The sequence below is a fragment of the Mesorhizobium sp. M0166 genome, from assembly GCF_040322255.1.
In the GTDB taxonomy this organism is placed as follows: domain Bacteria; phylum Pseudomonadota; class Alphaproteobacteria; order Rhizobiales; family Rhizobiaceae; genus Mesorhizobium.
The window spans coordinates 16,898-36,886 of the sequence record NZ_JAMYTD010000054.1 but is presented as its reverse complement, the minus strand read 5'-3'; the positions used below and the strand labels follow the sequence as shown (position 1 = coordinate 36,886).

The window sequence follows — 19,989 nt, the reverse complement described above, 5'->3', positions numbered from 1 at the left end:
GCCATGGAAGAGAAGCTGCGCTTCGCCATCCGTGAAGGCGGCCGCACCGTCGGTGCCGGCATCGTCGTCACCATCAAAGAGTAATTTGGACTTAAACCGATCTGTCGCGGGCGCCGCCCGCGCCGCGCCAGAACAAGGAAGTGACGCATGAACGGACAGAATATCCGCATCCGCCTGAAGGCGTTTGATCACCGGGTGCTCGACGCCTCGACACGGGAAATCGTGTCGACCGCCAAGCGCACCGGCGCCAACGTCCGCGGCCCCATTCCGCTGCCGACGCGGATCGAAAAGTTCACGGTCAACCGGTCGCCTCACGTCGACAAGAAGAGCCGCGAGCAGTTCGAGATGCGCACGCACAAGCGTCTGCTCGACATCGTCGACCCGACCCCGCAGACGGTCGATGCTTTGATGAAGCTCGACCTGGCCGCCGGTGTCGACGTCGAGATCAAGCTCTAAGGAACCAGAGGTCAGCGGGGCGACCCGGAACTCTGAAGGAACAAGAGGCGTGGAGGGGCGACAGCCCCGACAGGGAACTCTAAAGGAATTGAACCGATGCGTTCAGGTGTGATTGCAAAGAAGGTGGGAATGACCCGCATCTACAACGATGCCGGGGAACATGTTCCCGTCACTGTTCTCCAGATGGAGAACTGCCAGGTCGTGGCGCAGCGCACGCAGGAGAAGAACGGCTATACCGCCGTCCAGCTCGGCGTTGGCCTTGCCAAGGTGAAGAACACGTCGAAGGCGATGCGCGGCCATTTCGCGACCGCTTCCGTCGAGCCGAAGGCCAAGGTTGCCGAGTTCCGCGTCTCCGCCGACAACATGATCGATGTCGGCGCCGAGATCACCGTCGAGCATTTCGTCGTCGGCCAGAAGGTCGATGTGACGGGAACCACGATCGGCAAGGGCTTCCAGGGCGTCATCAAGCGGCACCACATGGGTGGCGGCCGCGCGACGCACGGCAACTCGGTGTCGCACCGTACACACGGCTCGACCGGCCAGCGCCAGGATCCGGGCAAGGTGTTCAAGGGCAAGCATATGGCCGGCCACATGGGTGACACCCGCGTCACCACGCAGAATGTCGAGGTCGTCTCGACCGACGCCGATCGCGGCCTGATCCTGATCCGCGGTGCGGTCCCGGGTTCGAAGGGTGCATGGATCCTGGTCCGCGACGCGGCCAAGGTAGCGCTTCCGGCCAATGCGCCGAAGCCCGCCGCGATCCGCGCCGTTGCGACCGATGGTGCCGCCAAGAACGAGGCCCAGGCCACAGAGGGAGCGGAATAATGGACCTCAAGATTACAACGCTTGGCGGCAAGGACGCCGGCAAGCTGAAGCTCTCCGAAGAGATTTTCGGCCTTGATCCGCGCGAGGACATCCTGCAGCGCGTCGTGCGCTGGCAGCTTGCCAAGAAGCAGCAGGGCACCCACAAGGCCAAGGGTCGCGCGGAAATCGCCCGCACCGGCGCCAAGATGTACAAGCAGAAGGGTACCGGCCGCGCCCGTCACCATTCGGCTCGCGCTCCGCAGTTCCGCGGCGGCGGCAAGGCCCACGGCCCGGTCGTGCGCAGCCACGAGCACGATCTGCCGAAGAAGGTGCGCGCGCTCGGTCTCAAGCATGCGCTTTCGGCCAAGGCCAAGAGCGCGTCGATCATCATCATCGACGAGCTGAAGCTGACCGAGGCCAAGACCAAGGCACTGATCGCGAATTTCGCGACGCTGGGCCTGAGCAACGCCCTGGTGATCGGCGGCGCCGAGCTTGACAAGAATTTCAAGCTGGCGGCGACCAACATCCCGAACATCGACGTGCTGCCCATCCAGGGCATCAACGTCTACGACATTCTGCGCCGCGGCACGCTGGTCCTTTCGAAGGCCGCCGTCGAGGCTCTCGAGGAGCGCTTCAAATGACCGACCTTCGTCACTACGACGTGATCGTCTCGCCGGCGATCACCGAAAAGTCGACCATGGCTTCCGAGCAGAACCAGGTCGTCTTCAATGTCGCCAAGAAGGCGTCGAAGCCGGAAATCAAGGCCGCCGTCGAAGCGCTGTTCGGCGTCAAGGTGATGGCCGTGAACACGCTTGTCCGCAAGGGCAAGATCAAGCGCTTCCGCGGCACGATCGGCCGCCAGAGCGACGTCAAGAAGGCGGTTGTGACGCTGGCCGACGGCCAGTCGATCGACGTCGCGACGGGTCTCTGAGCAAGGTCGCGAGGACAGAACAATGGCACTGAAAAAATTCAACCCGGTAACGCCGAGCACCCGTCAGCTGGTCATCGTCGACCGCTCGGGCCTCTACAAGGGCAAGCCCGTCAAGGGCCTGACCGAAGGCCTGACCAAGTCGGGCGGCCGCAACAATTACGGCCGCATCACGGCCCGCTTCATCGGCGGCGGTCACAAGCGCACCTACCGTATCATCGACTTCAAGCGCCGCAAGTTCGACGTCGTCGGCACGGTCGAGCGTATCGAGTACGATCCGAACCGCACCGCCTTCATCGCGCTGATCAAGTATGACGATGGCGAGCTGTCCTACATCATCGCCCCGCAGCGTCTGGCTCCCGGCGACAAGATCGTGGCCGGTGAATCGGTCGACGTGAAGCCGGGCAACGCGATGCCGCTGGCCTCGATGCCGGTCGGCACGATCGTCCACAATATCGAGCTGAAGCCCGGCAAGGGCGCTCAGGTCGCCCGTTCGGCCGGTGGTTATGGCCAGCTCGTCGGTCGCGACCAGGGCATGGCGATCCTGCGCCTCAACTCGGGCGAGCAGCGTGTCGTCCACGGCTCCTGCATGGCCACTGTCGGTGCCGTGTCCAACCCGGACCACGGCAACATCAATGACGGCAAGGCAGGCCGCACCGTGTGGCGTGGCAAACGTCCGCACAATCGCGGCGTGACCATGAACCCGGTCGACCATCCACATGGCGGCGGCGAAGGCCGCACCTCGGGTGGCCGCCATCCGGTTTCGCCCTGGGGTAAGCCGACCAAGGGCAAGAAGACGCGGTCCAACAAGGCGACCGACAAGTTCATCCTGCGCTCGCGCCATCAGCGCAAGAGCTAAGAAGAGGTAACGCCAAGTGACTCGTTCGATTTGGAAAGGCCCCTTCATCGACGGCTACCTTCTGAAGAAGGTGGACAAGGTTCGTGAAGGTGGTCGCAATGAGGTGATCAAGATGTGGAGCCGCCGCTCCACCATCCTGCCGCAGTTCGTCGGCTTCACCTTCGGTGTTTACAACGGCCAGAAGCACGTTCCCGTCTCGGTGAACGAGGACATGGTCGGTCACAAGTTCGGTGAATTCGCTCCGACCCGGACCTATTACGGTCACGGCGCGGATAAGAAGGCGAAGAGGAAATAATCATGGGCAAGGCCAAAGCTCCGCGCAGGCTTGCTGACAACGAAGCGCGCGCCGTGTTGCGCACGATCCGTATCAGCCCGCAGAAGCTGAACCTGGTTGCCGCGCTGATCCGCGGCAAGAAGGTCGCGACAGCGCTTTCCGACCTCGAATTCTCGGCCAAGCGGATTTCCGGCACGGTCAAGAAGACGCTGGAATCGGCGATCGCCAACGCGGAAAACAACCACGACCTCGACGTCGATGCGCTGATTGTGGCGGAAGCCTATGTCGGCAAGTCGATCGTCATGAAGCGGTTCCATGCCCGTGGCCGTGGTCGCGCCAGCCGTATCGAGAAGCCGTTCTCGCACCTCACGATCGTCGTTCGTGAAGTCGAAGAAAAAGGGGAGGCCGCATAATGGGCCAGAAAGTCAATCCGATCGGTCTGCGTCTCGGCATCAACCGCACCTGGGATTCGCGCTGGTTCGCGAACACCGGCGAGTACGGCAAGCTGCTGCACGAGGATATCAAGATCCGCAAATATCTTGAGAAGGAACTCAAGCAGGCTGCGATCTCGAAGGTCGTGATCGAGCGTCCGCACAAGAAGTGCCGCGTCACCATCCATGCGGCGCGTCCGGGCCTGATCATCGGCAAGAAGGGCGCCGACATCGAGAAGCTTCGCAAGAAGCTGATGGAGATGACCAAGTCCGAGACGCATCTGAACATCGTCGAGGTGCGCAAGCCGGAGATCGACGCGACCCTGGTCGCCCAGTCGATCGCCCAGCAGCTCGAGCGCCGCATCGCGTTCCGCCGCGCCATGAAGCGCGCCGTGCAGTCGGCGATGCGCCTCGGCGCCGAAGGCATCCGCATCAACTGCGCCGGCCGTCTCGGCGGCGCCGAGATCGCGCGCATGGAATGGTATCGTGAAGGCCGCGTGCCGCTGCATACGCTGCGTGCCGACGTCGACTACGGCACGGCCGAGGCGAATACGGCCTACGGCATCTGCGGCGTCAAAGTCTGGGTGTTCAAGGGCGAGATCCTCGAGCACGACCCGATGGCTTCGGAGCGCCGCGCCACCGAGGGCGATCATGCGCATGGCGGTGGTGGTGAGCGCGAACGCGGTCGCCGTCGCGAAAACGCGTAAGACATTTAGGAATTTGGAGTTAGAACGATGCTGCAGCCAAAGCGCACAAAGTTCCGCAAGCAGTTCAAGGGCCGCATCCACGGTACCGCCAAGGGCGGCACCAACCTGGATTTCGGTGGTTTCGGGCTGAAGGCGCTTGAGCCGAACCGCGTCACCGCGCGTGAGATCGAGGCGGCCCGCCGCGCGATCACCCGCGAGATGAAGCGTGCCGGCCGCGTGTGGATCCGTATCTTCCCGGACGTGCCGGTGACGTCGAAGCCGACCGAAGTCCGCATGGGTAAGGGCAAGGGCGCGGTCGACTACTGGGCGGCACGCGTCAAGCCGGGCCGCATCATGTTCGAGATCGACGGCGTCAACGAGGAAACCGCCCGTGAGGCGCTGCGTCTCGGCGCGGCCAAGCTCTCGGTCAGGACGCGCTTCGTACAGCGCATCGCAGAATAAGGACGGGCTGATCATGAAAGCCGAAGACATCCGGACCAAGACCCAGGACCAGCTGACCGACGACCTGGCCAGCCTGAAGAAGGAGCAGTTCAACCTGCGCTTCCAGAAGGCCACCGGCCAGCTTGAGAAGACCGCGCGCGTGAGGCAGGTCCGCAAGGACATTGCGCGTATCAAGACCATCGCTGCGGAAAAGTCCGCGGCCAAGAAGGCTTAAGGACGAAAACCATGCCAAAGCGCATTCTGCAGGGCACCGTCGTCAGCGACAAGAACGAGAAGACGGTTGTCGTCAAGGTCGAACGGCGCTTCACGCATCCCGTGATGAAGAAGACCGTGCGCATGACCAAGAAGTACAAGGCGCACGACGAGAACAACGCCCACAAGGTCGGCGATCAGGTGTTCATCCAGGAATCGAAGCCGATTTCCAAGGACAAGCGCTGGGTCGTGGTGTCTTCGGACCAGGCCTGATCAGGGCCAACGAAACGAATTTTGGACAGACCGGGGAGGGGTGAGAAACCCGTCCCGTTAGAAAAGAAGAAGGCGGCCAGTCATGATTCAGATGCAAACAAACCTCGACGTCGCGGATAATTCCGGCGCCCGTCGTGTCATGTGCATCAAGGTGCTGGGCGGCTCGAAGCGGAAATACGCTTCCGTGGGCGACATCATCGTGGTGTCGATCAAGGAAGCCATCCCGCGCGGCCGCGTCAAGAAGGGCGATGTGATGAAGGCGGTCGTGGTTCGCACGGCCAAGGACATCCGCCGCCCGGACGGCAGCGTGATCCGTTTCGACAAGAACGCAGCCGTTCTCGTCGACAACAAGAAAGAGCCGATCGGCACGCGTATCTTCGGACCGGTTCCGCGCGAACTCCGCGCCAAGAACCACATGAAGATCATCTCGCTCGCGCCTGAAGTGCTGTAAGGAGCCGGACCAATGCAAAAGATTAGAAAAGGCGACAAGGTCGTCGTGCTGGCCGGCAAGGACAAGGGCCGTTCGGGCGAAGTCCTTTCGGTGCAGCCGAAGGATGACACCGCGCTGGTGCGCGGCGTCAACCTGATCCGTCGTCACCAGAAGCAGTCCCAGTCCCAAGAGGGCGGGATCATCACCAAGGAAGCGCCGATCCAGCTGTCGAACATCGCGCTGGCCGACCCCAAGGATGGCAAGCCGACCCGCGTCGGCTTCATCTTCCAGAAGGACGGCAAGAAGGTGCGCGTCGCCAAGCGCTCGGGAGAAGTCATCAATGGCTAAGGCTCAAACCAAGCAGGCAACTGCCCAGAACACGCCGCGCCTCAAGCAGGTCTACAACGAGACCATTCGCAAGGCGCTGCAGGAGCAGTTCGGCTACGAGAACGAGATGCAGGTTCCGCGCATCGACAAGATCGTTCTGAACATGGGCGTCGGCGAGGCGACCGGCGATTCGAAGAAGCCTTCGATCGCGGCGGAAGACCTTGCAATGATCGCCGGCCAGAAGGCCGTCGTCACCCGCGCCCGCAACTCGATCGCCGGCTTCAAGGTCCGCGAGAAGATGCCGATCGGCGCCAAGGTTACGCTGCGCAAGGAACGCATGTACGAGTTCCTCGATCGTCTCGTGAACATCGCACTGCCGCGCGTCCGCGACTTCCGCGGACTTAATCCGAAAAGCTTCGATGGCCGTGGCAACTATGCCATGGGCATCAAGGAACACATCGTGTTTCCGGAGATCAACTACGACAAGGTTGATCAGATCTGGGGCATGGACGTCATCGTTTGTACGACTGCGAAGACGGACGACGAAGCCAGGGCATTGCTCAAGGCCTTCAACTTCCCCTTCCGCCAGTAACGGCAGCGAGAAAAGGAAAAATCTGAAATGGCAAAGACCAGCTCAGTCGAGAAGAACAACAGGCGCCGCAAGCTTGCGGACCAGTTCGCTGCCAAGCGCAAGGTGCTCAAGGCGATCATCATGGATCAGTCCAAGCCGATGGAAGAGCGCTTCCGCGCTCAGCTGAAGCTTTCGGCGCTGCCGCGCAACTCGGCCAAGACCCGTATCCGCAACCGCTGCGAAGTCACCGGACGTCCGCGTGCCTATTATCGCAAGCTCAAAGTATCGCGTATCGCGCTTCGTGATCTCGGCAATAACGGCCAGATCCCGGGCCTGGTCAAGTCGAGCTGGTAAGGAGGACATAACATGTCATTGAGCGATCCTCTCGGCGATATGCTGACCCGCATCCGCAACGCGTATGGCCGTAAGAAGTCGAGCGTTTCGACGCCGGCCTCGCGCCTGCGCACCCGCGTCCTCGACGTGCTGAAGGCCGAAGGCTATATCCGCGACTACAGCCAGACCGACTTCGACAACGGCAAGTCCGAAATCGAGATCGAGCTGAAGTATTTCGACGGTGCGCCGGTGGTGCGCGAAATCGCCCGGGTCTCGAAGCCCGGCCGCCGCGTCTACGTTTCGGCCAAGTCGATACCCCACGTCGCCAACGGCCTCGGCATCGCCATCCTTTCGACGCCGAAGGGCGTGATGGCCGACCACGAAGCGCGTGAACAGAATGTCGGCGGGGAAATCCTCTGCCAGATCTTCTGATCTGGTATTTGACCCGCTTGGAAACAGGTTTTCGGGATCAAATCCCGAAAGCCGAGACCTGAAACAAGAGAAGTGACGAGGACAACAAAATGTCTCGTATTGGAAAGAAACCCGTTTCGCTGCCGCAGGGCGTGACCGCGACCGTCAACGGCCAGACCGTGACGGCGAAGGGTCCGAAGGGCGAGCTGAAGTTCGTGGTGAACGACGAAGTGCTGGTCAAGATGGAAGGCAGCGAGATCGCTGTCCAGCCGCGCGACCAGACCAAGACCGCCCGCTCCAAATGGGGCATGTCGCGCACGCAGATCGTCAACATCCTGCAGGGCGTCAAGGACGGCTTCGAAAAGAAGCTCGAGATCACCGGCGTCGGCTATCGCGCCGCCATGCAGGGCAAGAACCTGCAGCTGGCGCTCGGCTTCAGCCACGACGTCGTCTACGAGACGCCGCAGGGCGTGACGATTTCGGTGCCGAAGCCGACGGAAATCACCGTGACCGGCATCGACAAGCAGCAGGTCGGCCAGGTTGCCGCCGAGATCCGCGAGTATCGCAGCCCCGAGCCCTACAAGGGCAAGGGCGTTCGCTATGCTGGCGAGAAGATCGTCCGCAAGGAAGGCAAGAAGAAGTAATCTTAACGCCGCGGGGAGCGGCCGCGGGAGGCTCGTCCTACCGCATATGGTTGCCCCCGTTTTTTGAAGGCAAGGAACTGATATCATGGGCTCGAAAGAATCCACCCAACGCCGCGCCCAGCGCGTCCGCCGCCAGATCAAGAAGGTTGCCGGCGATCGTCCGCGCTTGTCGGTCCATCGCACGTCGAAGAACATCTATGTCCAGGTGATCGACGACGCCAAGGGCCACACCATCGCGGCTGCTTCGACGCTCGAGAAGGAGCTCAAGGGCTCGCTCAAGACCGGCGCCGACACCGCGGCTGCAGCCGCCATCGGCAAGCTGATCGCCGAGCGTGCCTCGAAGGCCGGCGTCAAGGAAGTCGTCTTCGACCGCGGCGCCTACATCTACCACGGCCGCGTCAAGGCGCTGGCCGAGGCTGCCCGTGAAGGTGGTCTGAGCTTCTAAAAACGAAATTCGCCCCCGGCGACCCACAGAGGCGCCGGATATCATCATCAACCGTGCTTCCGGAAAAAAACAAGGAACAGGATATGGCACAGGAACGTAGGGATGGCGGCCGCGGCCGTGATCGCGAAGAGCGCGACGACGGCATGGTCGACAAGCTCGTCCACATCAACCGTGTAGCCAAGGTCGTCAAGGGCGGCCGGCGCTTCGGCTTTGCGGCACTCGTCGTCGTCGGCGACCAGAAGGGCCGCGTCGGCTTCGGTCACGGCAAGGCTCGCGAAGTGCCGGAGGCGATCCGCAAGGCGACCGAATCGGCCAAGCGCGACATGATCTTCGTGCCGCTGCGCTCGGGCCGCACGCTGCACCATGATGTCGAGGGACGCTGGGGCGCGGGACGTGTTCTGCTGCGCGCTGCCAAGCAAGGTACCGGCATCATCGCCGGCGGCCCGATGCGCGCCGTTTTCGAGACGCTCGGCATGCATGACGTGGTCGCCAAGTCGATGGGTTCTTCGAACCCCTACAACATGGTTCGCGCCACTTTCGACGCGCTGAAGAGCCAGATGCATCCGAAGGATGTGGCTGCCGCGCGCGGCATCAAGTATTCGACCCTTCAGGCCCGCCGCGGCACCGCCGTTGCGGCTGAAGAATAGTCGACGCTGACCAGGGGATCTGACCATGGCCAAGAAAGCAACCAAGACCATCACCGTCGAGCAGATCGGTTCGCCGATCCGCCGGCCGAAGGAGCAGCGCGCAACGCTGGTCGGCCTCGGCCTCAACAAGATGCACAAGCAGCGCACGCTGGAGGATACGCCCTCGGTGCGCGGCATGATCGCTGCCGTCCAGCATCTCGTCCGCGTCGTGGACGAGGGCTGAGCCAAAGCGCAGGAGAACCCAGATGAAACTCAACGATCTGCGTGACAAGGACGGCGCGACGCATTCCAAGAAGCGTCTCGGCCGTGGCATCGGTTCCGGTTCGGGCAAGACCGCCGGTCGCGGCGTCAAGGGCCAGAAGGCGCGCTCTGGCGTCGCCGTCAACGGCTTCGAGGGTGGCCAGATGCCGCTCTACCGCCGCCTGCCGAAGCGCGGCTTCAACAATATCTTCGCCAAGAGCTTCACCGTCGTGTCGCTGGCCCGCATCCAGGCGGCGCTTGATGCCAAGAAGCTCGACGCTAAGACTGTTGTGACGGCCGAGGCGCTGGTTGCGGCCGGCGTCATCCGTCGGGTCAAGGACGGCGTGCGCATCCTTTCGGACGGCGACATCAAGGCCAAGCTTGCCTTCGACGTGGCCGGAGCCTCCAAGGCCGCGATCGAGAAGATCGAAAAGGCCGGCGGTTCGGTGAAGCTGCCTGAGAAGGCAGCCGCCGAGTAACGGCAATTTGAAGCACGTTCGGCAAAGGTGGAATTCGGTTTTGCCTTCGGTCGTGCTTTGATCCGACAGATGTGGCGGCCGCATCAACGCGGCCGCTTGCATGTTTGCAGTCCGGAGCTTATCTCGTGAGCTTCGGTGACACGCGCCGCCTGAGCTGCGGGCATCGAGCGTGACCAAGCGGAGAATCAGGCATGGCTTCGGCTGCTGAACAACTAGCCTCGAATCTGAATTTTTCGGCCTTCGCCAAAGCCGAGGATCTGAAGAAGCGCATCTGGTTCACCATCGGCGCGCTGCTCGTCTACCGCCTTGGCACCTACATCCCGCTGCCCGGCATCAATCCCGACGCTTTCGCCCAGGCCTTCTCGTCGCAAAGCAAGGGCGTGCTCGGCATGTTCAACATGTTCGCCGGCGGCGCCGTGCAGCGCATGGCGATCTTTGCCCTCGGCATCATGCCCTATATCTCGGCCTCCATCATCATGCAGCTGATGACCTCAGTCATTCCGTCGCTGGAAGCGCTGAAGAAGGAAGGCGAGCAGGGTCGCAAGATCATCAACCAGTACACGCGCTACGGCACCGTGCTTCTGGCGCTGGTTCAGGCCTACGGCATTTCGGTCGGGCTTGAGGGCGGCAACGGCATCGTCAACGATCCCGGCATGTTCTTCCGCATCTCTACCGTCGTCACGCTGGTCGGCGGCACCATGTTCCTGATGTGGCTTGGCGAGCAGATCACCGCTCGCGGCATCGGCAACGGCATTTCGCTGATCATCTTCTCCGGCATTGTCGCCGGCCTGCCGCGCGCCATCTCTGGCACGCTGGAGCTTGGCCGCACCGGCGCCCTGTCGACCGGCCTGATCCTGGCAATCATCGTGCTGGCCATCATCGTCATTGCGCTGATCGTCTTCTTCGAGCGCGCCCAGCGCCGCCTGCTGATCCAGTATCCCAAGCGCCAGGTCGGCAATCGCATGTTCCAGGGCGATACCTCGCATCTGCCGCTTAAGCTCAACACCTCCGGCGTCATTCCGCCGATCTTCGCCTCGTCGCTGCTGCTGCTGCCTGCGACCGTTGCCGGGTTCTCGCAGACCACCAATATGCCTGCATGGGCCAGCACTATCCTGGCGGCGCTCGGCCACGGCCAGCCGCTCTATATGGCCTTCTACGCGGCGATGATTGTGTTCTTCGCCTTCTTCTATACAGCGATCGTCTTCAATCCGAAGGACACCGCCGACCAGCTCAAGAAGCATTCGGGCTTCATCCCGGGCTACCGTCCGGGCGAGCGCACTGCGGATTATATCGACTATGTGCTCACCCGCATCACCGTCGTCGGCGCCATCTATCTGGTGCTGGTGTGTCTGCTGCCTGAGTTCCTGATTTCAGCGACTGGCGTACCGTTCTACCTTGGTGGCACTTCGCTCCTGATCGTGGTCAGTGTAACGCTCGATACGGTGGCGCAGATTCAGGGTCACCTGATCGCGCACCAGTATGAGGGCCTGATCAAGAAGTCGAAGCTGCGCGGGGGGAAAAAGGCCAGATGAGGTTGATATTGCTTGGACCGCCGGGGGCGGGCAAGGGGACACAAGCACTAAGACTGGTAGAACGACACGGCATCCCACAGCTTTCCACGGGTGACATGCTGCGCGCTGCTGTCCAGGCCGGCACCGAAGTCGGCAAGCGCGCCAAGGCGGTGATGGACGCTGGCGAACTGGTGTCCGACGCTATCGTCAACGCCATCGTTGCCGAGCGTATCGATCAAGCTGATTGTGCAAACGGCTTCATCCTTGACGGGTATCCCCGAACACTGGTGCAAGCGGACGCCGTTGAGGAAATGCTGTCGGATCGCGGACTGGAGCTAGACGCGGTCATCGAATTTGTCGTCGACGACAAGGCGCTGGTTGGCCGAATCGTCAAGCGCGCCGAAGAAGCCAAGGCCGCAGGCATGCCGGTGCGCAAGGACGACAGTCCAGCGGTGTTCGAAGAACGCTTGAGGGAATATTACAAGAAAACCTCGCCGCTGATCGGCTACTACTACGCCAAGGGCAAGCTCAGGGGCGTCGATGGCATGGCCGACATCGATGCGGTGACGCAGCAGATCGAGGCGGTGCTCAGGGCGACGACCCGGAAAGTTGGCCAGGCGGCCGGCTAGAGACTCGAACGATTGCGCTTGACTGGAGCGGTCCGCTGGGGTATGGCGGCCCGTCTTCCTATCAGGCATGAGGCTTGCTTGTCCGCAAGGGCAAGGCAGGCCGCTTTGAACTGGAAACTCCCGCAAGGGCCGGCCTCCACCGGACGCGGGGCAACTTGAAGCGCCGGCTCGCCCGGCCTATATGGAGAAGAGAAGAACATGGCTCGTATAGCCGGCGTCAATATTCCGACCAACAAGCGCGTCGTCATTGCGCTTCAATACATTCACGGCATTGGCAAGAAGTTCGCCCAGGAGATCGTCGACAAGGTCGGCATCCCGGCCGAGCGTCGCGTCAACCAGCTGACCGACGCGGAAGTGCTGCAGATCCGCGAGACCATCGACCGCGACTATCAGGTCGAGGGCGATCTGCGCCGCGAAGTGTCGATGAACATCAAGCGGCTCATGGACCTCGGCTGCTACCGCGGCCTGCGTCACCGCCGCTCGTTGCCGGTTCGTGGTCAGCGCACGCATACCAATGCGCGCACCCGCAAGGGCCCGGCTAAGTCGATTGCCGGAAAGAAGAAGTAATTTAGGGCAGTAAGGCAGTAGGGCAGTAAGGCAATAGGAACGGCAGACATATTCCCCTACTGCCATATTCCCCTGCTGCCTTCTCCCTGGTGGAGCCGCTGGCATTACGGCGGTGTAGAGATCAACTGAAAGGACTATCATGGCCAAGGAAGCCGCTCGTGTTCGCCGTCGCGAACGCAAGAACATTTCGTCGGGCGTTGCCCACGTCAATTCGACCTTCAACAACACGATGATCACCATCACCGACGCGCAGGGCAATTCCATTGCCTGGTCGTCGGCCGGAGCCCAGGGCTTCAAGGGATCGCGCAAGTCGACCCCGTTCGCTGCCCAGATGGCGGCCGAGGATGTTGCCAAGAAGGCCCAGGAACACGGCATGCGCATGCTCGAGGTCGAGGTCTGTGGACCCGGCTCTGGTCGTGAATCGGCGCTTCGCGCGCTGCAGGCAGCCGGCTTCACCATCACCTCGATCCGTGATGTGACGCCGATCCCGCACAATGGCTGCCGCCCGCGCAAGAAGCGCCGCGTCTAAAGAATTTACCGAACGCCGCGTGAGCGCCTCAAGGGCGCTCCTCCACGGCATTCCAGGTCGCCCGCCACGATTGGATGGTGGCGGGACAACGGAAGGAAAGCACTATGATCCAGAAAAATTGGCAAGAACTGATCAAGCCGAACAAGATCGAGTTCTCGTCGAAGAAGAAGACGCTGACCACGCTGGTCGCCGAGCCGCTCGAGCGCGGCTTCGGCCTCACCCTCGGCAACGCGCTGCGCCGCGTGCTTCTGTCTTCGCTGCGTGGCGCGGCTGTGACCGCCGTGCAGATCGATGGCGTTCTGCATGAATTCTCGTCCATCGCCGGCGTCCGCGAGGATGTGACCGACATCGTCTTGAACATCAAGGAAATCGCCATCCGTATGGAAGGCGACGGCCCCAAGCGCATGGTCGTACGCAAGCAGGGACCGGGTGCGGTTCTCGCCGGCGACATCCAGACGGTTGGCGACGTCGAGATCCTCAATCCCGACCACGTCATCTGCACGCTGGACGAAGGCGCTGAAATCCGTATGGAATTCACCGTCGACACCGGCAAGGGCTATGTGCCGGCCGACCGCAACCGCGCCGAGGACGCGCCGATCGGGCTGATCCCCGTCGATAGCCTGTATTCGCCGGTCAAGAAGGTCTCCTACAAGGTCGAGAACACCCGCGAGGGCCAGGTTCTCGACTATGACAAGCTGACCATGACCATCGAGACCGACGGTTCGATCTCGGGCGAGGACGCGGTGGCCTTCGCCGCTCGCATCCTGCAGGACCAGCTCGGCCTGTTCGTCAATTTCGACGAGCCGCAGAAGGAAGTCGCCGCCGAACAGGTTACCGAGCTTGCCTTCAACCCGGCGCTGCTCAAGAAGGTCGACGAGCTCGAGCTTTCGGTGCGTTCGGCCAACTGCCTGAAGAACGACAACATCGTCTATATCGGCGACCTGATCCAGAAGACCGAAGCCGAGATGCTGCGCACCCCGAACTTCGGCCGCAAGTCGCTGAACGAGATCAAGGAAGTCCTGGCGGCAATGGGCCTGCATCTCGGCATGGAAGTGCCGGACTGGCCGCCGGAAAACATCGAAGACCTCGCCAAGCGTTACGAAGATCAATATTGAGGCTCAGGCCTCTTGAACCCGCAATGAAGGAGAAGAGCCATGCGCCACGGATTTAAAGGCCGCCGGTTCGCCCGCAGCATCAGCCATCGCAAGTCGATGTTTGCCAACCTTGCCGTGTCGCTTATCGAGCACGAGCAGATCCTCACCACGCTGCCGAAGGCGAAGGATCTGCGGCCGATCGTCGAGAAGCTGGTGACGCTCGGCAAGCGCGGCGACCTGCATGCCCGCCGGCAGGTGATTGCCCAGATCGGCAATGAAGGCGTCGTCAAGCGTCTGTTCGATACCATCGCGCCACGTTATGCCACCCGCAACGGCGGCTATCTGCGCATCATGAAGGCCGGCTTCCGCCATGGTGACAATGCCGCAATGGCCGTCATCGAATTCGTCGACCGCGACACCTCGGCCAAGGGCGCCGGCGACCGCGCCCGCATCGAGGCCGAAGGCACCGAAGAGGAAGCCGCAGCTGCATAAGCTTCGGTTTTTCTGTGAAGTTCAAAGGGGCCTGCGGGCCCCTTTTCTGTTTCCGAAGGTGCCGGGCAGGGCTGGTAGGGGTTTTGTCACCGGTTTTTGCGGCGACTACCCAAAATAATCGGATTTCAGCGGCTTAGCCTTTCATTTTGCACAATCGTCAGGACAATGGCGCCCGACTTGGAGGATTCGGAATGCGCGTTAAACGGCTGTCCCTTGTTCTGATCTGCGCCTTGATGGCGTTGGCCATCGTCCCGGCGGCCAGGCACGCGCTGGCGGAGGAGACCAAGCCAGATCCTGGTCTGTCCGACGTACTGACCGATCTGCTGCATGGCGTCGAAGGCGAAAACGCCACTTCTGGCCCCGACAAGCGCGTGCCGTTCGGCCGCGAGGAGGTACAGCTGTCCTTCGCGCCGCTGGTCAAGCAGACGGCCCCGGCCGTGGTCAATGTCTACGCCTCGCAGACCGCCAAGGTGACGTCGCCCTTCGACGGCGATCCGTTCTTCGAGGAGTTCTTCGGGCGCTCGCAGCCGCGCGCGCAGTCTTCGCTCGGTTCGGGGGTGCTGGTCGATCCCACCGGCGTCGTGGTCACCAATTTCCATGTCGTCAAGGACGCTGACCAGGTCAAGGTCGCGACCGCCGACGGGCGCGAATTCGACAGCAAGGTGCTGCTCAAGGATGAGACGCTCGACCTCGCCGTGCTCAAGATTTCTTCTGACAAGCCGTTCCCGGTGATCGCCATCGGCGATTCCGACGCGCTCGAGGTCGGCGACCTGGTGCTGGCGATCGGCAATCCGTTCGGGGTCGGCCAGACCACCACCAGCGGCATCATTTCGGCGGTGGCGCGCAGCCATATCGGCGTCTCCGATTCCAGCTTCTTCATCCAGACCGACGCCGCCATCAACCCCGGCAATTCCGGGGGCGCGCTGGTCAACATGGGAGGGCAGCTGATCGGCATCAACACGGCGATCTATAGCCGTAGCGGCGGCTCGATCGGCATCGGCTTTGCTATCCCTTCGAACATGGTCCGCGCTTTCGCCGATGCTGCTAAGGCCGGGCTCGACTTCTTCGAGCGGCCGTATGCCGGCGCTGAGTTCGAGGCGGTGACGCCGCAGATTGCCGAATCGCTCGGCATGGACAAACCGACCGGTGCGCTGGTTTCTTCGGTCGAAGAGGCGGGACCCGCCGCCAAGGCAGGGCTCAAGCCTGGCGACGTGGTGCTGTCGCTCAATGGCAAGCCGGTCGAGAGCGTCGGGGCGCTGGACTACCGGATGGCGACGCTGTCGATTGGTACGAATGCCAGCTTCGGCGTTCTGAGCAAGGGTCAGCAAGCGACGATGGACATCGCTCTGGAACGGCCGCCCGAGGGCGCCAAGGCTGCGGAACTCACATTGCGCGGCCGCAGCCCGTTTTCCGGTGCCAAGGTTGCTGAACTGTCGCCACGGCTTGCGCAACGGCTCGGTCTGCGCACCGATGTCAAGGGCGTCACCGTGGTCGACATCAACCGCGATTCGCCCGCTGCCGATTTTGGATTCCAGCCGGGCGACATCGTGCGTGAGGTCAATGGCCTGACGATCGACAAGGCGGCGACCCTGGAACAGGTAGCCCAGCAGGATACGCGCTGGTGGCGCTTTACCGTCGAGCGCGGCGGGCAGATACTGCGCCAGGTATTGCGTTACTGAGCCCGACCGTCAGCATGATCGGGCTCCAGGCAGAAGAAGTTGCATGGCCGATCTGTTCAGTGTCGATGAACCGGAAAAGACGCCGCCCGGAAGGCCGCTGGCCGACCGTCTGCGCCCGAAGAACCTCGGCGAGGTCGTCGGCCAGGAGCATCTGACCGGACCCGACGGCGCGCTGACGCGGCTGATCGGCTCCGGCTCGCTCGGCTCGATGATCTTCTGGGGGCCGCCCGGTACCGGCAAGACCACCGTCGCACGGCTGCTTGCCGGCGAGACAAGCCTCGCCTTCGAACAGATCTCGGCGGTGTTTTCCGGCGTTGCCGACCTGAAGAAAGTGTTCGAGGCAGCGAAGCTGCGCCGCTCCAACGGCCGCCAGACACTGCTGTTCGTCGACGAGATCCATCGCTTCAACCGCGCCCAGCAGGACAGTTTTCTGCCCGTGATGGAAGACGGCACCGTCGTCCTGGTCGGCGCCACTACCGAGAACCCGTCCTTCGAGCTTAACGCCGCGCTGTTGTCTCGTGCGCGTGTGCTGGTCTTTCACTCGCTCGGCGAGGACAGCATCGCCAAGCTGCTGGCGCGGGCCGAGGAGGCAGAGGGTAGGGCGCTGCCGCTCGATGATGAGGCGCGGGCGATGCTCATCCGGATGAGCGACGGCGACGGCCGAGCGGCACTGACGCTCGCCGAAGAGGTCTGGCGCGCAGCGAAATCAAAGGAGGTGTTCGGCGCCGAGGCTTTGCAGCGCATCGTCCAGCGCCGCGCGCCGATCTACGACAAGGGCCAGGACGGCCATTACAATTTGATCTCCGCCTTGCACAAATCGGTGCGCGGCTCCGACCCCGACGCGGCACTCTACTATCTCGCCCGCATGTTCGACGCAGGCGAAGATCCGCTTTATCTCGGGCGCCGGCTGGTGCGCATGGCGATGGAGGATATCGGGCTGGCCGACCCGCAGGCGCTCGTCGTCGCAAACGCCGCCAAGGACGCCTATGACTATCTGGGCTCGCCCGAGGGCGAACTGGCCTTCGCCGAGGCGACCGTCTATCTCGCCACCGCGCCGAAATCCAATGCGGTCTACACCGCGTTCAAGGCCGCCACACAGGCAGCGAAGGAATTCGGTTCGCTGCTGCCGCCCAAGCACATTCTCAATGCGCCGACCAAGCTGATGAAACAGGAAGATTACGGCGCCGGCTATCGCTACGACCACGACGAGCCCGACGCTTTTTCCGGCCAGGACTATTTTCCGGAGAAGATGGGAAGGCAGACATTCTACGACCCGCCAGAGCGCGGCTTCGAGCGCGATATCCGGAAGCGGCTGGATTATTGGGCGAAGCTGCGTAGCGAGCGGGAAAAGTAGCTGCCGACCGCACAGTGGTGTGATCGCCGTTGTCTGGCGGGATAAAAAACCCTATCAAGATGCGCCTTCGGCCGGCGGACAGGCCAGAAACGTACCGACGATATTCAGAACGGAATCGCGCCTGGCGCGTGGAAAAATGACAAAAAAATCTCGCAAGACCCTTCGGAAGTTCGCCATAGCGATCCCGCTGCTGGCGCTCGGCTTCTATTTCATTCCCATCCTGACGACAATTTTCATTGTCCTCGGCCTGGTCGACGTGTTGCGCAACGACAACAAGAACTGGGCCCTGTTCACTGGTTATTTCCTCGGCAACGGCATCTTCACCTGGCTGCTTTCGCCCTTCAATCTGCTGGTCGATCTGCTGTGCTACAGAAACCGCGGTGTCTGGAAACTGGACCAGTTTCCTCCGGACTATGAGCGTGAGGTCAACGAGGTTCTGGACGTCTTCAAAGCGCGCAAGGACGAGATCATCGCCGATATCGACGCCAATTTCGGCAGCGGCCGGCGCGGCATGTATGTCTATCAGTGGTACGGCAAGCACAAGATCGACAACGTCGCCGAATTCAACAAGGATTTCAAATATATCAAGACCATCGCCGTGTCGGTGTTCAGGGGCAAGGAATCGACCTCCTGGCATTTCGGACCGCTGCGGCTCAGCCTGCGCATTCTCTACAATCTTCTCCCGGTGAAGGGCGAGGTTTTCGTCGAGTGCAACAACGCCAGGAACTACTGGCACGACAATCCGCTCTATATTTTCGACGACACGCTGCTGCACCGCTCGGTCAACGAATATGATGGGCGCCGCTACTGCGTGTTCATGGACATCATCCGGCCATCGCCATTCCCCGGCCTGATCGCCGCTCTTCTCGCCATCGTTTCGGTCAGCGTCGAGCGCATCAATACCATGTTCTACAAGAACTGGAAGATGATCGGCTCCAGCAAGCCGAAGAAGGCCGGAGCCGCCTGACACCGTGGTGTGACCGGCGCGAGGAAGCACGATGTATCATCTGTTGCTTGTCTGCCTTGGTGGCGCGATCGGTGCAATGGCCCGCTTCTTCCTGTCCGGCTTCGTCGCCCGCCGGGTCGGCGAGACCTTTCCCTGGGGCACGATGGCCGTCAACGTCTCGGGAGCGTTTGCAATCGGTGTCGTTGCGCATGCGGTGGCGCGCGACGGCATGCCCGCCATCTGGGCCTTTACCGTCACCGGCGGCCTCGGCTGCTACACCACGGTCTCCTCCTTCAGCCTGCAGACGCTGGCGCTGGCGCGCGACGGCGAATGGCTGCGCGCCGGCGGAAATGTGCTGCTTTCGGTTTTCCTGAGCCTCGGCGGCGTGACGCTGGGCTTTGCCGCGGGAAGTCTTCTGACTGGCAGCGGCGCGCCGTGAGCGGCCCGCGGAAGCTCCGCCCCGACGGGATGGCGAGGCATGCGGCGCACCTCATTGGCTGGCGCAGAAGGAACCAGACGGTTCGGCTCTATGCGACCGTGGCCGCAGGCAGCATGATCGGCGGCGTGCTGCGGGCGCTTGCCTCATTGGCGAGCACCGCCTTGTGGGGCACTGGATTTCCCTTCGGCACGCTCCTCGTGAACATCGTCGGCTCATTCCTCATCGGCTTCTACGCGACATTGACGGGACCGGATGGTCGCGTCTTCGCCGATCCGCTGCAGCGTCAATTCTTCATGGCCGGCTTCTGTGGCGGCCTGACGACCTTCTCCGCTTTCAGCCTTGAAACACTCACCCTCGCGCAAGGCGGGAGGCTTGTGGCGGCGGGACTCAATATCGCGATCTCCGTGGTGGCCTGGCTTGCCGCCGTCTGGCTTGGCCACATCTTTGCAGTTCGCCTCAACCGGCTGAGAGGGTCCAGGCAATGAAGATACCGACACAGGCACAATTGCTGCGCATATTTATCGGCGAAAACGACAAGGCAGATGGCCGTCCGCTGTATGAGGTCATCGTGCTGAGGGCCCGCGAAATGCAGATCGCCGGCGCGACCGTCCTGCGCGGCGCGATGGGGTTCGGCCATTCCAGCCGGCTTCACACCACGAAGATCCTCCGGCTGTCGGAGGATCTGCCACTCGTCATCGAGATCGTCGATGACGAGGAAAAATTGGCCGCTTTCCTGCCCGTGCTTGAAACAATCATGACAAGTGGTTTGATTACGCTGGAGAAAGTTCAGGTTCTGCAATATGGAACCGACAACGAATAACCGAGTGAGATTGCGGGTGCCGGCGAATGCCGTTGCA

34 protein-coding genes are annotated in these 19,989 nt (G+C 62.1%); all 34 read left to right on the top strand.

Annotation, left to right across the window (positions count from 1 at the left end; translation table 11 throughout):
• The coding region (locus tag NKJ46_RS31615) for an EF-Tu C-terminal domain-related protein (RefSeq protein WP_455749504.1) at positions 1-84 on the top strand (84 nt) is incomplete at its 5' end.
• Positions 85-147: 63 nt separating this feature from the next.
• Positions 148-456: a 30S ribosomal protein S10 gene (gene rpsJ, locus NKJ46_RS31610; protein ID WP_006205468.1), complete on the top strand. Its 309-nt coding sequence runs from the start codon at positions 148-150 to the stop codon at positions 454-456.
• Positions 457-552: 96 nt separating this feature from the next.
• Positions 553-1,281 carry a 50S ribosomal protein L3 gene (gene rplC, locus NKJ46_RS31605; protein WP_352469149.1) on the top strand — a complete coding sequence of 243 codons (729 nt, stop codon included), beginning with the start codon at positions 553-555 and terminating at the stop codon, positions 1,279-1,281.
• Entirely contained in the window at positions 1,281-1,901 is a 621-nt protein-coding gene (gene rplD / locus NKJ46_RS31600; protein ID WP_023675140.1) for a 50S ribosomal protein L4, read from the top strand. The genes rplC and rplD overlap by 1 nt, the downstream gene beginning before the upstream one ends.
• A complete protein-coding gene (locus NKJ46_RS31595; RefSeq protein ID WP_006205465.1) occupies positions 1,898-2,191 on the top strand; it encodes a 50S ribosomal protein L23 in 294 nt (97 codons plus the stop codon). The genes rplD and NKJ46_RS31595 overlap by 4 nt, the downstream gene beginning before the upstream one ends.
• Before the next feature lie 22 nt (positions 2,192-2,213).
• The gene (gene rplB / locus NKJ46_RS31590) at positions 2,214-3,047 is read left to right on the top strand and encodes a 50S ribosomal protein L2 (protein ID WP_023675138.1); all 834 of its coding nucleotides are present in this window, start codon (positions 2,214-2,216) and stop codon (positions 3,045-3,047) included.
• 16 nt (positions 3,048-3,063) lie between these two features.
• Complete coding sequence (gene rpsS / locus NKJ46_RS31585) at positions 3,064-3,342, top strand: 30S ribosomal protein S19 (protein ID WP_006205463.1); 279 nt, start codon at positions 3,064-3,066, stop codon at positions 3,340-3,342.
• 2 nt (positions 3,343-3,344) lie between these two features.
• The gene (rplV, locus tag NKJ46_RS31580) at positions 3,345-3,734 is read left to right on the top strand and encodes a 50S ribosomal protein L22 (RefSeq protein WP_006205462.1); all 390 of its coding nucleotides are present in this window, start codon (positions 3,345-3,347) and stop codon (positions 3,732-3,734) included.
• Complete coding sequence (gene rpsC / locus NKJ46_RS31575) at positions 3,734-4,459, top strand: 30S ribosomal protein S3 (RefSeq protein ID WP_023675137.1); 726 nt, start codon at positions 3,734-3,736, stop codon at positions 4,457-4,459. Before rplV ends, rpsC begins: the two co-directional genes overlap by 1 nt.
• A 27-nt stretch (positions 4,460-4,486) precedes the next feature.
• Positions 4,487-4,900, top strand: coding sequence for a 50S ribosomal protein L16 (gene rplP, locus NKJ46_RS31570; protein WP_006205460.1), 414 nt, complete (start codon positions 4,487-4,489; stop codon positions 4,898-4,900).
• A 13-nt stretch (positions 4,901-4,913) separates the two neighbouring features.
• Positions 4,914-5,114: a 50S ribosomal protein L29 gene (rpmC, locus tag NKJ46_RS31565; RefSeq protein WP_006205459.1), complete on the top strand. Its 201-nt coding sequence runs from the start codon at positions 4,914-4,916 to the stop codon at positions 5,112-5,114.
• 11 nt (positions 5,115-5,125) lie between these two features.
• A complete protein-coding gene (rpsQ, locus tag NKJ46_RS31560) occupies positions 5,126-5,365 on the top strand; it encodes a 30S ribosomal protein S17 (protein ID WP_023675136.1) in 240 nt (79 codons plus the stop codon).
• Between the two features lie 82 nt (positions 5,366-5,447).
• Positions 5,448-5,816 carry a 50S ribosomal protein L14 gene (rplN, locus tag NKJ46_RS31555; protein ID WP_006205457.1) on the top strand — a complete coding sequence of 123 codons (369 nt, stop codon included), beginning with the start codon at positions 5,448-5,450 and terminating at the stop codon, positions 5,814-5,816.
• A gap of 12 nt (positions 5,817-5,828) precedes the next feature.
• The gene (gene rplX, locus NKJ46_RS31550; protein ID WP_254817150.1) at positions 5,829-6,143 is read left to right on the top strand and encodes a 50S ribosomal protein L24; all 315 of its coding nucleotides are present in this window, start codon (positions 5,829-5,831) and stop codon (positions 6,141-6,143) included.
• A complete protein-coding gene (gene rplE, locus NKJ46_RS31545; RefSeq protein WP_008875670.1) occupies positions 6,136-6,714 on the top strand; it encodes a 50S ribosomal protein L5 in 579 nt (192 codons plus the stop codon). Before rplX ends, rplE begins: the two co-directional genes overlap by 8 nt.
• Before the next feature lie 27 nt (positions 6,715-6,741).
• The gene (gene rpsN, locus NKJ46_RS31540) at positions 6,742-7,047 is read left to right on the top strand and encodes a 30S ribosomal protein S14 (RefSeq protein WP_023675134.1); all 306 of its coding nucleotides are present in this window, start codon (positions 6,742-6,744) and stop codon (positions 7,045-7,047) included.
• Between the two features lie 12 nt (positions 7,048-7,059).
• Complete coding sequence (rpsH, locus tag NKJ46_RS31535) at positions 7,060-7,458, top strand: 30S ribosomal protein S8 (RefSeq protein WP_006205453.1); 399 nt, start codon at positions 7,060-7,062, stop codon at positions 7,456-7,458.
• Between the two features lie 89 nt (positions 7,459-7,547).
• Entirely contained in the window at positions 7,548-8,081 is a 534-nt protein-coding gene (rplF, locus tag NKJ46_RS31530) for a 50S ribosomal protein L6 (protein WP_023675133.1), read from the top strand.
• An 85-nt stretch (positions 8,082-8,166) separates the two neighbouring features.
• Positions 8,167-8,526 carry a 50S ribosomal protein L18 gene (rplR, locus tag NKJ46_RS31525; protein WP_023675132.1) on the top strand — a complete coding sequence of 120 codons (360 nt, stop codon included), beginning with the start codon at positions 8,167-8,169 and terminating at the stop codon, positions 8,524-8,526.
• Positions 8,527-8,609: 83 nt separating this feature from the next.
• Positions 8,610-9,173, top strand: coding sequence for a 30S ribosomal protein S5 (gene rpsE, locus NKJ46_RS31520; RefSeq protein WP_006333394.1), 564 nt, complete (start codon positions 8,610-8,612; stop codon positions 9,171-9,173).
• 25 nt (positions 9,174-9,198) lie between these two features.
• Positions 9,199-9,396 (top strand): 50S ribosomal protein L30, encoded by a 198-nt coding sequence (gene rpmD, locus NKJ46_RS31515; RefSeq protein WP_006205449.1) that lies wholly within the window; start codon positions 9,199-9,201, stop codon positions 9,394-9,396.
• Between the two features lie 22 nt (positions 9,397-9,418).
• Positions 9,419-9,892, top strand: a complete 474-nt coding sequence (gene rplO / locus NKJ46_RS31510; protein WP_292660428.1) for a 50S ribosomal protein L15 — start codon at positions 9,419-9,421, stop codon at positions 9,890-9,892.
• Between the two features lie 191 nt (positions 9,893-10,083).
• On the top strand, positions 10,084-11,424 hold the full coding sequence (gene secY / locus NKJ46_RS31505; protein WP_023675130.1) for a preprotein translocase subunit SecY: 1,341 nt from the start codon (positions 10,084-10,086) through the stop codon (positions 11,422-11,424).
• On the top strand, positions 11,421-12,032 hold the full coding sequence (locus NKJ46_RS31500; protein ID WP_352670791.1) for an adenylate kinase: 612 nt from the start codon (positions 11,421-11,423) through the stop codon (positions 12,030-12,032). Before secY ends, NKJ46_RS31500 begins: the two co-directional genes overlap by 4 nt.
• Positions 12,033-12,230: 198 nt before the next feature.
• Positions 12,231-12,599: a 30S ribosomal protein S13 gene (gene rpsM / locus NKJ46_RS31495; protein WP_006205445.1), complete on the top strand. Its 369-nt coding sequence runs from the start codon at positions 12,231-12,233 to the stop codon at positions 12,597-12,599.
• Between the two features lie 139 nt (positions 12,600-12,738).
• Positions 12,739-13,128 carry a 30S ribosomal protein S11 gene (gene rpsK / locus NKJ46_RS31490; protein ID WP_006205444.1) on the top strand — a complete coding sequence of 130 codons (390 nt, stop codon included), beginning with the start codon at positions 12,739-12,741 and terminating at the stop codon, positions 13,126-13,128.
• A gap of 104 nt (positions 13,129-13,232) precedes the next feature.
• A complete protein-coding gene (locus tag NKJ46_RS31485) occupies positions 13,233-14,243 on the top strand; it encodes a DNA-directed RNA polymerase subunit alpha (RefSeq protein WP_023675128.1) in 1,011 nt (336 codons plus the stop codon).
• A 39-nt stretch (positions 14,244-14,282) separates the two neighbouring features.
• The gene (rplQ, locus tag NKJ46_RS31480) at positions 14,283-14,714 is read left to right on the top strand and encodes a 50S ribosomal protein L17 (RefSeq protein ID WP_023675127.1); all 432 of its coding nucleotides are present in this window, start codon (positions 14,283-14,285) and stop codon (positions 14,712-14,714) included.
• Between the two features lie 191 nt (positions 14,715-14,905).
• Entirely contained in the window at positions 14,906-16,393 is a 1,488-nt protein-coding gene (locus tag NKJ46_RS31475) for a DegQ family serine endoprotease (RefSeq protein ID WP_352670788.1), read from the top strand.
• A gap of 43 nt (positions 16,394-16,436) precedes the next feature.
• Positions 16,437-17,747, top strand: coding sequence for a replication-associated recombination protein A (locus NKJ46_RS31470; protein ID WP_352469154.1), 1,311 nt, complete (start codon positions 16,437-16,439; stop codon positions 17,745-17,747).
• A gap of 136 nt (positions 17,748-17,883) precedes the next feature.
• A complete protein-coding gene (locus tag NKJ46_RS31465; protein WP_352670786.1) occupies positions 17,884-18,714 on the top strand; it encodes an aspartyl/asparaginyl beta-hydroxylase domain-containing protein in 831 nt (276 codons plus the stop codon).
• Positions 18,715-18,745: 31 nt separating this feature from the next.
• Positions 18,746-19,132 carry a fluoride efflux transporter CrcB gene (gene crcB / locus NKJ46_RS31460; RefSeq protein WP_352670783.1) on the top strand — a complete coding sequence of 129 codons (387 nt, stop codon included), beginning with the start codon at positions 18,746-18,748 and terminating at the stop codon, positions 19,130-19,132.
• A 113-nt stretch (positions 19,133-19,245) separates the two neighbouring features.
• Entirely contained in the window at positions 19,246-19,617 is a 372-nt protein-coding gene (locus NKJ46_RS31455; RefSeq protein ID WP_352670780.1) for a CrcB family protein, read from the top strand.
• Positions 19,614-19,952 (top strand): DUF190 domain-containing protein, encoded by a 339-nt coding sequence (locus NKJ46_RS31450; protein WP_254817158.1) that lies wholly within the window; start codon positions 19,614-19,616, stop codon positions 19,950-19,952. The genes NKJ46_RS31455 and NKJ46_RS31450 overlap by 4 nt, the downstream gene beginning before the upstream one ends.
• Positions 19,953-19,989: the final 37 nt, after the last annotated feature.